The organism is Pseudomonas sp. AC242 (genome assembly GCF_979258655.1).
In genome coordinates this window covers 4,147,682-4,163,256 of record NZ_OZ409873.1, presented here as the reverse complement: position 1 = coordinate 4,163,256, position 15,575 = coordinate 4,147,682, and the positions used below count along the sequence as shown (strand labels likewise).

The 15,575-nt window shown below is 59.7% G+C and carries 12 protein-coding genes; 8 read left to right on the top strand and 4 right to left on the bottom strand.

The features are described from left to right. Positions 1-33: 33 nt before the first annotated feature. The 4 genes from ACZZ0A_RS18700 to gap all read right to left on the bottom strand — a co-directional run bounded on the left by ACZZ0A_RS18700 (position 34) and on the right by gap (position 5,540). The gene (locus ACZZ0A_RS18700; protein ID WP_463543570.1) at positions 34-2,619 is read right to left on the bottom strand and encodes a TonB-dependent receptor; all 2,586 of its coding nucleotides are present in this window, start codon (positions 2,617-2,619) and stop codon (positions 34-36) included. Positions 2,620-2,741: 122 nt separating this feature from the next. Then, positions 2,742-3,707 (bottom strand): FecR family protein, encoded by a 966-nt coding sequence (locus ACZZ0A_RS18695; RefSeq protein ID WP_463543569.1) that lies wholly within the window; start codon positions 3,705-3,707, stop codon positions 2,742-2,744. A 125-nt stretch (positions 3,708-3,832) separates the two neighbouring features. Beyond that, positions 3,833-4,351 (bottom strand): RNA polymerase sigma factor, encoded by a 519-nt coding sequence (locus tag ACZZ0A_RS18690; protein WP_007917886.1) that lies wholly within the window; start codon positions 4,349-4,351, stop codon positions 3,833-3,835. Positions 4,352-4,538: 187 nt separating this feature from the next. After that, a complete protein-coding gene (gene gap / locus ACZZ0A_RS18685) occupies positions 4,539-5,540 on the bottom strand; it encodes a type I glyceraldehyde-3-phosphate dehydrogenase (RefSeq protein WP_007917884.1) in 1,002 nt (333 codons plus the stop codon). A 220-nt stretch (positions 5,541-5,760) separates the two neighbouring features. Between gap and edd the strand changes: the two genes are divergently transcribed. The 8 genes from edd to ACZZ0A_RS18645 all read left to right on the top strand — a co-directional run bounded on the left by edd (position 5,761) and on the right by ACZZ0A_RS18645 (position 15,573). Then, a complete protein-coding gene (gene edd / locus ACZZ0A_RS18680; protein WP_095112266.1) occupies positions 5,761-7,587 on the top strand; it encodes a phosphogluconate dehydratase in 1,827 nt (608 codons plus the stop codon). Continuing rightward, positions 7,584-8,537, top strand: a complete 954-nt coding sequence (locus tag ACZZ0A_RS18675) for a glucokinase (protein WP_463543568.1) — start codon at positions 7,584-7,586, stop codon at positions 8,535-8,537. The genes edd and ACZZ0A_RS18675 overlap by 4 nt, the downstream gene beginning before the upstream one ends. An 83-nt stretch (positions 8,538-8,620) precedes the next feature. Continuing rightward, positions 8,621-9,352: a response regulator gene (locus tag ACZZ0A_RS18670; protein WP_003227460.1), complete on the top strand. Its 732-nt coding sequence runs from the start codon at positions 8,621-8,623 to the stop codon at positions 9,350-9,352. Beyond that, positions 9,342-10,811 carry an ATP-binding protein gene (locus ACZZ0A_RS18665; protein WP_463543567.1) on the top strand — a complete coding sequence of 490 codons (1,470 nt, stop codon included), beginning with the start codon at positions 9,342-9,344 and terminating at the stop codon, positions 10,809-10,811. Before ACZZ0A_RS18670 ends, ACZZ0A_RS18665 begins: the two co-directional genes overlap by 11 nt. 185 nt (positions 10,812-10,996) lie before the next feature. Further along, positions 10,997-12,256 (top strand): D-mannose isomerase, encoded by a 1,260-nt coding sequence (locus tag ACZZ0A_RS18660; RefSeq protein ID WP_463543566.1) that lies wholly within the window; start codon positions 10,997-10,999, stop codon positions 12,254-12,256. A gap of 118 nt (positions 12,257-12,374) precedes the next feature. Next, positions 12,375-13,676 carry an ABC transporter substrate-binding protein gene (locus tag ACZZ0A_RS18655; RefSeq protein WP_007917875.1) on the top strand — a complete coding sequence of 434 codons (1,302 nt, stop codon included), beginning with the start codon at positions 12,375-12,377 and terminating at the stop codon, positions 13,674-13,676. 150 nt (positions 13,677-13,826) lie between these two features. Beyond that, the gene (locus ACZZ0A_RS18650; protein WP_007917874.1) at positions 13,827-14,735 is read left to right on the top strand and encodes a carbohydrate ABC transporter permease; all 909 of its coding nucleotides are present in this window, start codon (positions 13,827-13,829) and stop codon (positions 14,733-14,735) included. After that, on the top strand, positions 14,728-15,573 hold the full coding sequence (locus ACZZ0A_RS18645; RefSeq protein WP_007917872.1) for a carbohydrate ABC transporter permease: 846 nt from the start codon (positions 14,728-14,730) through the stop codon (positions 15,571-15,573). Before ACZZ0A_RS18650 ends, ACZZ0A_RS18645 begins: the two co-directional genes overlap by 8 nt. Positions 15,574-15,575: the final 2 nt, after the last annotated feature.

Here is a 15,575-nt window from a genome sequence, read left to right as displayed (position 1 = left end):
GGTGCCTGAACACGCGCAGTGAGGTCGACCGGATCAGATGTCCCAGATCAGATTGATCGCGAAGTTGCGACCCGGTTGGGTCAGGCGATCGAGGTTGGCCGGTTGCGTCACCGACGCTTCGCCGACGCTGTCGTAACCGCGCACGTCATCCCACAGCCAGTATTTCTTGTCGGTCAGGTTGTAGATGCCGCCGCTGACGGTGACGTCGTCGGTGACTTTGTAATAACCGGCCAGATCAAGAATGCCGAAGCCCGGGGTTTTGAACTGGCTGCTGACGCCATCAGGCGACTTGAAGTTGCTGTCGTCGACGCGATCCTTTTTCTTCACCACGGTCCAGCTCAGCAGGCCGCCGTAGTTGTCCTGGTCGTAACCCAGACCGAACACGCCAGTCAGCGGGTTGACGCTGTTGATCGGCTCGCCGTTGTCGTTGTTGCGACCGTAGGCGTAGGCAATCGAGCCTTGGGTGTAGAGGCCTTGCGGCGCGCCAAACGCATCCAGATTCAGACGACCTTTGACTTCCGCACCCTTGATGGTGGCGTGCTTGATGTTGGCCGACTGGAAGGTCAGTTCGTTGCGGCCCGGGGTCACGGCGTCTTCGTTAATGAAATCGCGGTATTTGTTGTAGAACACCGCTACGTCGAACGAACCTTGTTCGAAATTGCCGCGCAGTCCGGTTTCATAGCTTTTGCTTTTTTCCGGTTCTAGGTCGGGATTCGGCGCCACGCTGTAGCCAGTGGTGGTGTTTTCGAAGCGGCCGTACAGGGCTTTCGCGGTCGGGGTGCGGAAGCCTTCGGCGTATTGACCGTACCAGGTGTAGTTTTCGGTCAGGGCGTAGGTCAGGCCGAATTTCGGCGAAACTTTGTGCCAGGTCTTGTTCTTGTCGCTGACCGTGCCTTGGCCGTCAGCCGCCACGGTGTTGAGGAATTCCTGGGTGATGTGCGGCTTGAGCTGGGTGTAGTCGTAGCGCAGGCCCGGCAGGAAGGTCCAGTTGTTCCAGCTGATCTGATCCTGAGCAAACACGCTGTAGGTGTTGATGGTCGGGTCCGGGAAGTCGGTGGCTTTGGCCAGCACGTCAGCGGTGCTGGTTGCACCAATGGCGGTGCAGCCACGACCGACGGCCAGGCAAGTGCCGTCGCCGCTGCGCGAACCGGTGACCTTCTGTTGCTTGATGGTGGTGCCGTAAGTCAGCACGTGATCGGTGTCGCCGATGGCGAACGCCTTGTCCAGTTGCGCATCGAAGACCCACTGCTTTTCTTCGTAAATCGTGTCGCGAGTACGCAGCACTTTGCGGGTGATCGGGTAGTAGAACTCGGTGGTGCTCTGGTCGGTCTTGGCGATCTGGTGGTTGAGGCTCCACTTCACGTTATCGACCAGCAGACTGTCGAGGGCGAACGAGTGCTCGATGCCGAAACGCTCACGGGTGATGGTGTCGTTGCCGGTGCGCCACTGGTACATGCCGCCGGGCAGTACGCTGTTCGGAATGGTCGGGGCGCCATTGAAGTACGGGCCGCCGTAGGCACTTTTCTGATCGGTGTCGCGATCATCCTTGTACTTTTCGTAGGTCAGGCCCAGACGCGAATCTTCGTTGTAGTTCCAGCCGATCTTGGCCAGCACGTTGTAGGCGCTGACGTCTTCCGGGTTGGCGGCGGTGCGTTCCAGACCGGTGCCGTTGTTGCTGCCGTAGGAGTCGGTTTCGTGGCCGTCGCGCTGGCTGTAGTGCAGCAAGCCGTCGAACTGCTCGGCGCGGCCGGCGACGGTGGCGGACTTCAGCCAGCTGTCATCGGCCGAGCTGTAACCGCTTTTCAGGCGCGCACCGACGTCTTTGCCCGGTTTGATGATGTCGTCCGGATCGAGGGTGTAATAGCTCACGGCGCCACCGATGGCGTTGCTGCCGTAGAGTACCGAGGCCGGGCCACGGAGGATTTCCACGCGTTTGACGATTTCCGGGTCAACGTAGTTGCGCTGGGTCTTGGCGTAGGGGCCGTTGAAGAAACCGTCCGGCACTTCCACGCCGTCTACCTGAGTCAGGATGCGGTCGCCGTCGATCCCGCGAATGTTGTAGCCGCTGATGCCGCCACGCTGACCCGCGCCGCCCACGGAAACACCTGGCTCATAACGCACCAGATCCTTGATGGTGTTGACGTTGTTGCGGTCCAGATCCTGACGGGTCTGCACAGTGACTGTGGCCGGCACGCTGTTGACCGACTGCTCCTGACGGGTGGCGCTGATGGTCACCTGATCCAGATTGAGCGTGCCGCTGGCGTTGCGCTTTTCCAGCACGACGTTGTTGTTGCTGATTTTGCGGTAGCTCAGGTTGGTCCCCACCAACAGACGCTCCAGGGCTTTTTCCGCTGGCAGCGAGCCACGCACGCCCGGCGACGACACGCCCTGACCCAATTCTGCCGGCAAGCCGACCTGCCAACCGGTCACGGCGGTGAAGTCATTGAGTGCCGACACCAGTGGCTTCTGACCGATGGAGAACGAGTAATCGCCCATGTTGCGCGCCGGCTGTTCGGTGGCAGCCATCAGCGGCGCCGTGCCGGCCATCAGGATGGCAGCGGTCAGCAGCGAGAGAACGCGGGAAGGGGAAGCGGTCTGGCGGGTAAGGCGTGAGGACATCGATAGCGCTCCGTGTCGCACGAATCTTTATAGGGACTGATTGGCTTCGCGTGATGCGAATCAATTGCATTGGCTATAACGAGACGTACTGACGGTGGCTATCGAGTAAAAATAATTCTCATTTAGTTCAGGATGACCACGGCGGGGAATTCTTTCAGTTGCGCCGAGGTAATCTGGGCGAGGGAACGAACCACATCAAGCGGCTGGTCGAGACGGTAGTTACCGGTCACGGCGACGTCGGCCAGTTGCTCGTTGTTGTTGATGATCCAGCCCGGGTAGTAGCGGCGCAATTCGGCCAGTACCTGATTCAACGGACAGTTCTCGAACACCAATCGACCTTGCACCCAGGCCAGGTCAGTGTTGACGTCGAGTTTGGCCGGGAGGTCGAAACCGTTGGGGCCGATACGAATACTCTCACCGGCCTTAAGACGTACGCGAGCGTCGTTATGCGTTGCCTGTAGATCGACATCGCCGCGCTGCACGTTGACCTGCGCCACGCCATCGAGATAACGCACCGCGAATGCGGTATCGCGCACGCTGGCGCGGACCGGGCCGGCATCGATTTCCAGCGGTTGACTGCGGCCGCTGGCGATCTCGAAAAACGCTTCGCCCTGAAACAACCGGGCAACGCGCTGCTGATCGTTGATGGTGCTGGAAAATGCCGAATTGGTATTGAGCAGGACTTTCGAACCGTCCTCCAGTTGCAGGCGCTGGCGCTCGCCGACCACGGTCAGATGATCGGCCTGAATGCGCATCGGCAGATTACTGAAACTGAACAAACCGAGGATCAGCACGGCGGCGGTGGCCAGCGGTTTCCAGTGTGGACGCAGACGCTTGAGGAAAGTGACCTTCGCAGGTTTGGCCGCCAGGCTTTGCGCGCACTGGGCGATTTGCGGGCCGTCCCAGATCGCCTGGGCCTTGGCGAACGCTTCGGCATTCAACGGATCGGCCGCCAGCCAGGCATGAAATTGCCGGGTCTGCTCCTCGTCCGGACTGCCGAGCACGATGAGCCAGTCCAGAGCCTGGTCCATTGCGTTGGCAGCGTCCTGCACCGAATCCGGCGAAGGCGAGCGGTGGGTGTCCGTCACGGTGTTTCCTCGGCAGTGTCTGCGCACGGCTGTTTTTTTAAGTGAAGCGTAAAAGTCGGGCAAGGGTAACAAAGCCCACTGATCCGTGCAGGCGATCCTGGCACTTACAGAAAAGCCCTACAACTTCAGTCGCCATTCAGACGTTCGGCGACGCCGATACAAATGGTCATGATCAGCTTCAGTTCTTTCTGCACGGTGCTGAGGGAAACATTCAGCTCATCGGCGATTTCCTGATAACTGTTCCCGTGCAGACGGCTGAGGATGAAAATCTGCTGCTGACGGGGACTGAGTTGACTGAGGCTCACGTTCAGGCGCTCCAGCATCTGTTCGGCGTGGGCGGCATCTTCGGCGCTGCTGGCGGGTGCGGCGACGCTGTGCACGACATCCTGCGGCACGTCATCGACCATGGTTCGCGAATGGATCTTGCGCGCACGCAAATGATCCAGCGCCAGATTGCGCGCGGTCTGGAAGACAAAAGGTTCGAGGTGATCGATGGCCCGTTCGCTCAACGCCCGCGTCACGCGCAGGTAGGTCTCCTGCAGCAGGTCTTCAGCGGTGCTGTGATTGTTGACCATCCGTTCCAGCGTACGCAGCAGCGAGGTGCGCTGGGTGAGGAAGACGTGGTTGAAGCGCGATTGACTCACGGGAGGACCTGATCGATTTCAAGCGAATGATAATGCTTATCATCTAGTTGAATGGTCAAGTATTGTTTTGTGATCGACGCAGATAAATGTAGGAGCTGCCGAAGGCTGCGATCTTTTGATGTTGATCTTACAAACAAGATCAAAAGATCGCAGCCTTCGGCAGCTCCTACAGGGGATCAGGACAACCTTACTCGGCGTTACATAGCGCCAGGCAGTTATCCAGCATGCGGTTGGAGAAGCCCCACTCGTTGTCGTACCAGGCCAGCACCTTCAGCAGTTTGCCGCTGGACTTGGTGTGGTTGGCGTCGAATATCGACGACAGCGGATTATGGTTGAAGTCGCTGGATACCAGCGGCAGGGTGTTGAAACCGAGAATCTTCGAGTGCTGGCTCGCGGATTTCATCAGCGCGTTGACTTCCTCGGCGCTGGCTTCTTTTTTCAACTGCACGGTCAAATCCACCAGCGACACATTGATTACCGGCACGCGCACGGCCATGCCGGTCAGCTTGCCCGCCAGTTCCGGCAGCACCAGGCCTACCGCTTCAGCGGCGCCGGTCTTGCTCGGGATCATGTTCTGCGTGGCCGAACGCGCGCGGTATGGGTCGGTGTGATAGACGTCGGTGAGGTTCTGATCGTTGGTGTAGGCATGAATCGTGGTCATCAGACCGCTTTCGATCCCCAGTTCGCGGTGCAGCACTTGCGCCACTGGCGCCAGGCAGTTGGTGGTGCACGAAGCGTTGGAGATGATCTGGTGCGACTGGCGCAAAATGTCGTGGTTCACGCCATAGACAACAGTGGCGTCGGCACCTTTGGCCGGAGCCGAGATGATCACTTTGCGCGCGCCGGCAGTAATATGCGCGGCCGCTTTGGCGCGATCGGTAAAGAGACCGGTGCATTCGAACACCACATCAATCTTTTCCGCCGCCCATGGCAACTCGGCCGGGTTGCGAATCGCGCTGACCGCAATGCGGTCGCCGTTGACGGTCAGACTTTCGTTGTCATGCTCGACCTGAGCGTCGAACGTGCCGTGAACGGTGTCGTATTTGAGCAGATGAGCATTGATCGAGCTGTCGCCCAGATCGTTGATGGCGACGATCTGCAAATCCTGTCGATAGCCTTGGGTATACAGTGCGCGCAGGACATTACGGCCGATGCGGCCAAAACCATTGATTGCGATTCGAAGAGTCATGGAACAGCGCCGCCGTCGTTTTGTTGTTGGAATTACAAGATTATTCGCATAAAAATAGAAAACAAGCCTTTTTAGTGGCAATATTTTGTTTTATCTACAACGAGTGACCTGAATCAACTGGTCCGAATGGTCAAAAAAGCCGTCTGTCATTCCAACAACAACGGCGTTTGATCAGCATAGACAATCAGGTCGCCACATCCGTTAGCCTGGAGTTCTACACATGCATCCCCGCGTCCTTGAGGTCACCGAACGGCTTATCGCCCGCAGCCGCGCCACGCGTCAGGCTTACCTTGCACTGATTCGCGGCGCCGCCACTGACGGGCCGATGCGCGGCAAACTGCAATGCGCCAACTTCGCCCACGGTGTTGCCGGTTGCGGCAGCGAAGACAAGCACAGCCTGCGGATGATGAACTCGGCGAACATCGCCATAGTTTCTTCGTATAACGACATGCTCTCGGCGCACCAGCCGTATGAAGTGTTCCCGGAACAGATCAAGAACGCCTTGCGCGAAATCGGCTCGGTCGGCCAGTTTGCTGGCGGCACTCCGGCGATGTGCGACGGCGTCACCCAAGGTGAGCCGGGCATGGAACTGAGCTTGCCGAGCCGCGAAGTGATCGCCATGTCCACCGCTGTGGCGCTCTCTCACAACATGTTCGACGGCGCGCTGATGCTCGGCATCTGCGACAAAATCGTCCCGGGCCTGATGATGGGCTCGCTGCGTTTCGGTCACCTGCCGACGATCTTCGTGCCGGGCGGGCCGATGGTCTCGGGGATTTCCAACAAGGAAAAAGCCGACGTGCGGCAGAAGTACGCCGAAGGCAAAGCGACCCGCGAAGAACTGCTGGAATCGGAGATGAAGTCCTACCACAGCCCGGGCACGTGCACGTTCTACGGCACCGCCAACACCAACCAGTTGCTGATGGAAGTCATGGGCCTGCACTTGCCGGGCGCGTCTTTCGTCAATCCGAACACGCCGCTGCGTGATGCGCTGACCCGCGAAGCTGCGCATCAAGTTACGCGCCTGACCAAACAGAACGGCAACTTCATGCCGATCGGCGAAATCGTCGACGAGAAGTCGCTGGTCAACTCCATTGTTGCGCTGCACGCCACCGGCGGCTCGACCAATCACACCCTGCACATGCCGGCCATTGCCATGGCGGCGGGTATTCAACTGACCTGGCAGGACATGGCCGACCTCTCCGAAGTCGTGCCGACCCTGAGCCACGTCTACCCGAACGGCAAAGCCGACATCAACCACTTCCAGGCAGCGGGCGGCATGTCGTTCCTGATCCGCGAACTGCTTGGCGCCGGTCTGCTGCACGAAGACGTCAACACCGTGCTTGGCCACGGCTTGAGCAAATACACCAAGGAACCGTTCCTCGATAACGGCGAACTGGTATGGCGCGAAGGTCCGGTCGACAGTCTCGACGAAAATATCCTGCGCCCGGTCGCCCGTGCGTTCTCGGCAGAGGGTGGTCTGCGTGTGATGGAAGGCAACCTCGGTCGCGGTGTGATGAAGGTGTCCGCCGTTGCGCTGGAAAACCAGATCGTCGAAGCGCCAGCGATGGTGTTCCAGGATCAACAAGATCTGGCCGACGCGTTCAAGGCCGGCCTGCTGGAAAAGGATTTCGTCGCGGTGATGCGCTTCCAGGGCCCGCGTTCCAACGGTATGCCGGAGCTGCACAAAATGACGCCGTTCCTCGGCGTGCTGCAGGATCGCGGCTTCAAAGTCGCCCTGGTGACTGACGGCCGGATGTCCGGCGCCTCGGGGAAAATCCCCGCAGCGATTCACGTCAGCCCGGAAGCTTATGTCGGTGGTGCTTTGGCGCGCGTGCAAGAGGGCGATATCATCCGCGTCGATGGCGTCAAAGGCACTTTGGAACTCAAGGTCGACGCCGCAGAATTTGCAGCGCGCGAACCCGCCAAAGGCCTGTTGGGCAACAACATCGGCAGCGGGCGCGAACTGTTCGGCTTCATGCGCATGGCCTTCAGCTCGGCGGAGCAGGGCGCCAGCGCCTTCACTTCTGCCCTGGAGACGCTTAATTGAAACTGGCTTTGGTCGGTGACATCGGAGGCACCAACGCGCGGTTCGCGTTGTGGAAAAACCAGCAACTGCAATCGGTTCAGGTGCTGGCCACGGCCGACCACGCCAGCCCGGAAGAGGCGATCAGCCTCTATCTGCGCGGGCTCGGTCTGGCGCCGGGTTCGATCGGTTCGGTGTGCTTGTCGGTGGCAGGTCCCGTCAGTGGTGATGAGTTCAAATTCACCAACAATCACTGGCGCCTGAGCCGCACCGCGTTCTGCAAAACCTTGCAGGTCGAGCAGTTGTTGCTGGTCAACGACTTCTCGGCGATGGCGCTGGGCATGACCCGTTTGCAGCCGGGCGAATTTCGTGTGGTCTGCGAGGGCACGCCGGAGCCGTTGCGTCCGGCGGTGGTGATTGGCCCGGGCACCGGCCTTGGCGTCGGTACTTTGCTGGATCTCGGTGAAGGTCGTTTCGCGGCGTTGCCGGGCGAGGGGGGGCACGTCGATCTGCCGCTGAGCAGTCCGCGTGAAACCCAGCTATGGCAGCACATCTTTAACGAGATCGGCCATGTCAGCGCGGAAACCGCGTTGAGCGGTGGTGGTCTGCCGCGAGTCTATCGCGCGATTTGCGCAGTGGACGGGCATGAGCCGACACTCGACACGCCGGAAGCGATTACGGCAGCTGGTTTGGCCGGTGATCCGATTGCCCTGGAAGTGCTCGAGCAGTTCTGCTGCTGGCTCGGCCGTGTCGCCGGCAACAACGTGCTGACCACGGGCGGGCGTGGCGGGGTGTATATCGTCGGCGGTGTGATTCCACGCTTCGCCGATTTCTTCCTCGAAAGCGGTTTCGCCCGTAGCTTTGCTGACAAAGGTTGCATGAGCGATTACTTCAAAGGCATTCCGGTGTGGCTGGTGACAGCGCCGTATTCCGGCCTTATGGGCGCGGGTGTGGCCCTGGAACAGGCTGGCTGATGATCGTTCCCACGCAGAGCGTGGGAACGATCGGTTCATCAGGCATAATCCGCCCCAATTCCAACAACAAGGATGCCTTCGAAGTGAGCTCAGTCAACAAGTCGATATTGTTGGTCGATGACGACCAGGAAATACGCGAGTTGCTGGAAACCTACCTGACCCGCGCCGGGTTTCAGGTGCGGGCCACCGCCGACGGTGCCAGTTTCCGTCAGGCCCTCAACGAGGCGCCGAGCGATCTGGTGATCCTCGATGTCATGCTGCCCGACGAAGACGGCTTCAGCCTGTGCCGTTGGGTGCGTCAGCATCCGCGTCAGGCGCAGGTGCCGATTATCATGCTCACCGCCAGTTCCGATGAAGCCGATCGCGTAATCGGTCTCGAACTCGGTGCCGACGACTACCTCGGCAAACCCTTCAGCCCCCGCGAACTGCAAGCCCGCATCAAAGCTCTGCTGCGGCGTGCGCAATTCGGTCAGGAGCGCAGTGGCAGCGACGTGCTGGCCTTCGATGAATGGCGCCTAGACATGGTCAGCCACCGCCTGTTTCACACCGACGGCGAGGAAGTGATTCTCTCCGGCGCCGACTTCGCCCTGCTGAAACTGTTCCTCGATCACCCGCAGGAAATCCTCGACCGCGACACCATCGGCAACGCCACCCGGGGCCGCGATCTGATGCCACTCGATCGCATCGTCGACATGGCCGTCAGCCGTTTGCGCCAGCGCCTGCGCGACACCGAGAAACCGCCACGACTGATTCGCACCGTGCGCGGCAGTGGCTACCAACTGGCAGCCAACGTGGTTGCCGGCAATGGCCACTGAGTCGCTGCGTAAACTCGCCGCCAAGGTGCCGGTGCCGCGCTCGCTGCTCGGGCGCATGTTGCTGCTGACGTTGCTCGCGGTGTTGTTTGCGCAGACCTTGTCGAGCGTGATCTGGGTTTCGCAACTGCGCGCCACGCAGCTCGAAGGTCTGGTCACCAGCGCCCGCAGCCTCGCCCATTCGATGACCGCCAGCGTCAGTTATTTCCGCTCGTTGCCGGTGGCATATCGACCGCTGGTGCTCGATCAATTGCGCAGCATGGGCGGTACCCGCTTTGTCGTGACGCTCAACGACAAGCCGTTGGGCATGGACGTGCTGCCGGTCACACCGCGTAAAGCGGCGGTGATGAAAGCGGTCGACGAAGTACTGCGGCAGACGTTGGGCCATGACACCGATATTTCGGTGACCTTTGTCAGCCCCGAAGATCTGCGGATTTTCAATGCCGGGCTGAAGCTGGATGAATTGCCACGTTCCTGGGCGCATTACGCGCTGACCCTGGAACCGGTGAATCCGCCCGTTTTGGTCACGCAAATTCAGATGGCGCCGGGCGAATGGCTGTACATCGCCTCACTGTTGCCCGAGCCGTACACCAGTCTTGAAGAACAGGGACTGCCGTCGCAACAAGTGTGGTTCATCGTCCTCACCAGCGGATTTTTGCTGCTGTTCATCGGCCTGTTGGTGCACTGGCAGAGCCGGCCGCTCAAGCGTCTGGCACGTGCCGCACGGGATCTGTCGCTGGGCGCCGACGTCGAACCGGTGGCCGAGGGTGGTGGCAGTGAAGTGGTCGAAGTGGGGCGCGCCTTCAACACCATGCGCGAGCGCATCAGCCGCTACCTGACTGAGCGCAGCCAGTTGTTCAGCGCTATTTCCCATGACCTGCGCACGCCGATTACGCGTTTGCGTTTGCGCGTCGAATTGCTTGAAGACGAGAAGCTGCAAGCCAAGTTCGGCCGTGATCTGGATGAGCTTGAACTGCTGGTCAAAGGCGCGTTGCAATGCGTGAAGGACACCGATATTCACGAGAACATCGAACCGGTGGATCTCAACCACGTGCTTGATTGTCTGGTCGAGCCCTATCTGGCGCCGAACGGCAACGGTCGGGTGACTCAGCATGGTCGCGCGTTGGCGGCGTATCCGGGTAAACCTTTGGCTTTGAAGCGTTGCATCGGCAACCTGATCGACAACGCCTTGAAGTACGGGCAGAACGCGCATCTGCATATCGATGACGATGACAGCGCGTTTGTCTTGCACGTTGATGATGAAGGGCCGGGGGTGCCGGAGCAGCGTTTGGAGCAGGTGTTTGAGCCGCACTTCAGATTGGCGGGGCAGCAGCAGGGTTATGGCCTCGGCCTCGGGATTGCGCGCAATATCGCTCATAGCCATGGCGGTGAGGTGACGTTGCAGAACCTGCGTGAGGGTGGGTTGCGGGTGACGTTGCAGTTGCCGCGGTCGATGGATTGAAGATCAAAAGATCGCAGCCTTCGGCAGCTCCTACACCGATCCCTGTAGGAGCTGCCGAAGGCTGCGATCTTTTGACTTTGCTTTTCATGTCACGAATCAGTGACAAACCCCGCCCCCTTCGTTACAAGCCCACCCCGACCCGTTGTTTAGACTCCCCGCAGTCATAACAACAAAAAAGGCCCCCCATGGATCTCTTCCAACCCGGCTTCAGCAGTTGGCTGAACGCCCCTGCGCACCAGCAATGGCTCGCCGCCGAAGGCCTGCGTCTGCTGGATTTCGCCAAGGCATCAAAACTGCCCGAAGGCTTCGGCAACCTCGACGAACGCGGCCGTCTGCCAGCGAACGCGCAAGCCGAAACCATGAACACCGCGCGCATGACCCACAGCTTCGCCATGGCCCACATTCAGGGCTTGCCGGGTTTTGCCGAGCTGGTCGATCACGGCATCGCCGCCCTGCGCGGGCCATTGCGTGATGCGTTGCATGGCGGCTGGTTCGCGGTCGCCGAACACCGCGATGACAACACCGGCAAGAACGCCTACCTGCATGCCTTCGTTGCGCTGGCGGCCAGCTCTGCGGTGGTTGCGCAGCGTCCCGGCGCGCAAGCGTTGCTGGATGACGCCATCGATATCATCGACACGTATTTCTGGAGCGAAGAAGAGGGCGCCATGCGCGAATTCTTCAATCGCGACTGGAGCGAAGAAGAAGCCTATCGCGGCGCCAACAGCAACATGCACGCCACCGAAGCGTTCCTCGCGCTGGCCGATGTCACTGAAGATCCGCGCTGGCTGGTGCGCGCGCAACGTATCGTCGAGCGGGTGATCCACGGTCACGCTGCCGGCAACGGTTACATGGTCATTGAGCATTTTGACCGCGACTGGCAACCACTGCGTGACTACAACCTAGACAATCCTGCTGACGGTTTCCGCCCCTACGGCACCACGCCGGGTCACGGTTTCGAGTGGGCGCGGCTGTTGCTCCATCTCGAAGCCGCGCGGGTGCAGGCCGGTATGCTCACGCCCGGTTGGCTCGCCACCGATGCGCAAAAACTGTTCGAGAACAATTGCCGCAACGGTTGGGACGTCGATGGTCTGCCAGGCATCGTCTACACCCTCGACTGGGACAACAAAGCGGTAGTGCGCCACCGCTTGCACTGGACCCACGCCGAAGCCAGCGCCGCCGCCAGTGCCTTGCTCAAACGCACCGGAGATGCGCAATACGAAACTTGGTACCGGTTGTTCTGGGAATTCTGCGAGATGAATTTCATCGACCGTTGCGACGGCAGTTGGCACCACGAACTCAATCCGCAAAACATCCCAAGTGCCGATATCTGGCCGGGCAAACCCGATCTGTATCATGCCTGGCAAGCGGTGCTGATCCCTCGTCTACCCTTGTCGCCCAGTATGGCGACTGCGCTGGCACAGTTATCCCAGAGCAGTCCTGTGTAACCATGTGGTGACATTCGCGCGTCCCTTCGTTACCTGCGAAGGGAAACGTCCTGTTTAAACTCCTGTGCAGCGCAAGCACCAGACTTGCATGCATAACAACAAGAAAGGTACATCTCAGATGAATGCGATTTCTCGCCTCGCTACTGTCATTTCTGTCGCCTCCCTGTTCCCGCTCGCAATTCTGCCTCTCAGTGTTTCCGCTGCCGAATCCAAAGGTTCGGTCGAAGTCGTGCACTGGTGGACGTCCGGTGGCGAAAAAGCTGCCGTTGATGTGCTCAAGGCCCAAGTCGAAAAAGACGGTTTCACCTGGAAAGACGGCGCTGTCGCCGGTGGTGGCGGTGCGACTGCCATGACCGTGCTGAAAAGCCGGGCAGTCGCTGGCAACCCGCCTGGCGTTGCCCAGATCAAAGGCCCGGACATCCAGGAATGGGCATCCACTGGCCTGCTCGACACCGACGTTTTGAAAGACGTCGCCAAGTCGGAAAAGTGGGACAGCCTGCTCGACAAGAAAGTCTCCGATACCGTGAAGTACGACGGTGATTACGTGGCCGTGCCGGTGAATATTCACCGCGTGAACTGGCTGTGGATCAACCCGGAAGTGTTCAAGAAAGCCGGGATCACCAAGAACCCGACCACCCTCGAAGAATTCTATGCCGCTGGCGACAAGCTGAAGGCTGCGGGCTTCATTCCGCTGGCTCACGGCGGTCAGCCTTGGCAGGACAGCACCGTGTTCGAAGCCGTGGTGCTCTCGGTCATGGGTGTCGATGGTTACAAGAAAGCCCTGGTTGACCTGGACAACGCCGCGCTGACCGGCCCGGAAATGGTCAAAGCGCTGACCGAGCTGAAGAAAGTCGCGACCTACATGGACGCCGACGGCAAAGGTCAGGACTGGAACCTGGAAGCAGCCAAGGTCATCAACGGCAAGGCCGGCATGCAGATCATGGGTGACTGGGCCAAGTCCGAATGGACCGCCGCCAAGAAAGTCGCGGGCAAAGACTACGAGTGCGTAGCTTTCCCGGGCACCGACAAGGCGTTCACCTACAACATCGACTCGCTGGCCGTGTTCAAACAGAAAGACGCCGGCACTGCGGCCGGTCAGCAGGACATCGCCAAAGTCGTGCTGGGTGAAAACTTCCAGAAAGTCTTCAGCATCAACAAAGGCTCGATCCCGGTTCGCAACGACATGTTAAACAACATGGACAAGCTCGGCTTCGACTCCTGCGCACAGACTGCTGCCAAGGACTTCCTCGCGGACGCCAAGTCCGGCGGCCTGCAACCAAGCATGGCGCACAACATGGCGACCACGCTGGCCGTGCAAGGCGCGTTCTTTGATGTCGTGACCAACTACATCAACGACCCGAAAGCCGACCCGGCCGACACCGCCAAGAAACTCGGCGCTGCGATCAAGTCCGCCAAGTAATGCTTGGCCCCGGTAGGAGTGAGCCTGCTCGCGATAGCAGTTGATCAGGTAACAGATTTATCAACTGACACACCGCAATCGCGAGCAGGCTCACTCCTACAAGGGGGCGAGTTGCCCAAGTAGTCCTTTTCTCTCGTACTGGATTTCCCCATGAGTTCTGTTGCTGTGTTCAGCAAGGCCTCGCCGTTCGATGCATTGCAACGCTGGCTACCCAAACTGGTGCTGGCGCCGAGCATGTTCATCGTGCTGGTGGGCTTCTATGGCTACATCCTGTGGACGTTCGTGCTGTCGTTCACCACCTCGACTTTCCTGCCCAACTACAAGTGGGCCGGTCTGGCGCAATACGCGCGGTTGTTCGACAACGACCGCTGGTGGGTCGCGAGCAAAAACCTCGCGGTGTTCGGCGGTATGTTCATCGGCATCACCTTGGTGATTGGCGTGTTGCTGGCGGTGTTCCTCGACCAGCGCATCCGTCGCGAAGGCTTTATCCGCACCATTTACCTGTACCCGATGGCGCTCTCGATGATCGTCACCGGTACCGCGTGGAAATGGCTGCTCAACCCGGGCATGGGCCTGGACAAATTGTTGCGTGACTGGGGCTGGGAAGGCTTCCGTCTCGACTGGCTGATCGACCCGGATCGCGTGGTTTACTGCCTGGTGATCGCCGCTGTGTGGCAAGCCTCGGGCTTCATCATGGCGATGTTCCTTGCCGGCCTGCGTGGCGTTGATCAATCGATCATCCGTGCCGCCCAGATCGATGGCGCGAGCATGCCGACGATCTATTGGAAAGTGGTGCTGCCAAGCCTGCGTCCGGTGTTCTTCAGTGCGGTGATGATCCTCGCCCACATCGCGATCAAGAGCTTCGACCTCGTCGCGGCGATGACTGCCGGCGGCCCGGGTTACTCCTCCGACCTGCCCGCGATGTTCATGTATTCCTTCACCTTCAGTCGCGGCCAGATGGGCATGGGCTCGGCCAGTGCGATTCTGATGCTCGGTGCGATCCTCGCGATCATCGTGCCTTACCTGTATTCCGAGCTGAGGACCAAGCGCAATGACTAGTCTCGCTGCCAAACCTGCTATCAGCCTGAGTCGCATCGCGATCTACGCGGTGCTGATCCTCGCCGTACTGCTTTATCTGGTGCCGCTGGTGGTCATGTTGCTGACCAGCTTCAAGACTCCGGAAGACATCAGCACCGGCAACCTGCTGAGCTGGCCGACCGTGGTCAGCGGCATCGGCTGGGTCAAGGCCTGGGCCACGGTTGACGGTTACTTCTGGAACTCGATCAAGATCACCGTTCCGGCCGTGATCATCTCCACCGCCATCGGTGCGTTGAACGGTTATGTGCTGTCGTTCTGGCGCTTCCGTGGTTCGCAGCTGTTCTTCGGTCTGCTGTTGTTCGGCTGCTTCCTGCCATTCCAGACTGTGCTGCTGCCAGCCTCGTTCACCCTCGGCAAGATGGGCCTGGCAAGCACCACCACTGGCCTGGTGTTTATCCATGTGGTTTACGGTCTGGCGTTCACCACGCTGTTCTTCCGTAACTACTACGTGAGCATTCCGGATGCGCTGGTGAAAGCTGCACGTCTGGACGGCGCGGGTTTCTTCACCATTTTCCGCCGGATCATTCTGCCGATGTCGACGCCGATCATCATGGTTTGCCTGATCTGGCAGTTCACCCAGATCTGGAACGACTTCCTGTTCGGTGTGGTGTTCTCCAGTGGTGATTCGCAGCCGATTACGGTAGCGCTGAACAACCTGGTCAACACCAGCACCGGCGCCAAGGAATACAACGTTGATATGGCAGCGGCGATGATCGCCGGCCTGCCGACCCTGCTGGTCTATGTGGTCGCAGGCAAGTATTTCGTGCGCGGGCTGACGGCCGGCGCAGTCAAGGGGTAATC

What these genes read in the sequence shown, in the direction of transcription:
- ACZZ0A_RS18655 (WP_007917875.1), top strand. Translation starts at nt 12,375, where the DNA reads ATGAATGCGATTTCTCGCCTCGCTACTGTCATTTCTGTCGCCTCCCTG.
- ACZZ0A_RS18645 (WP_007917872.1), top strand. Translation starts at nt 14,728, where the DNA reads ATGACTAGTCTCGCTGCCAAACCTGCTATCAGCCTGAGTCGCATCGCG.
- ACZZ0A_RS18700 (WP_463543570.1), bottom strand. Translation starts at nt 2,619, where the DNA reads ATGTCCTCACGCCTTACCCGCCAGACCGCTTCCCCTTCCCGCGTTCTC.
- ACZZ0A_RS18650 (WP_007917874.1), top strand. Translation starts at nt 13,827, where the DNA reads ATGAGTTCTGTTGCTGTGTTCAGCAAGGCCTCGCCGTTCGATGCATTG.
- gap (WP_007917884.1), bottom strand. Translation starts at nt 5,540, where the DNA reads ATGACTCTTCGAATCGCAATCAATGGTTTTGGCCGCATCGGCCGTAAT.
- ACZZ0A_RS18665 (WP_463543567.1), top strand. Translation starts at nt 9,342, where the DNA reads ATGGCCACTGAGTCGCTGCGTAAACTCGCCGCCAAGGTGCCGGTGCCG.
- edd (WP_095112266.1), top strand. Translation starts at nt 5,761, where the DNA reads ATGCATCCCCGCGTCCTTGAGGTCACCGAACGGCTTATCGCCCGCAGC.
- ACZZ0A_RS18660 (WP_463543566.1), top strand. Translation starts at nt 10,997, where the DNA reads ATGGATCTCTTCCAACCCGGCTTCAGCAGTTGGCTGAACGCCCCTGCG.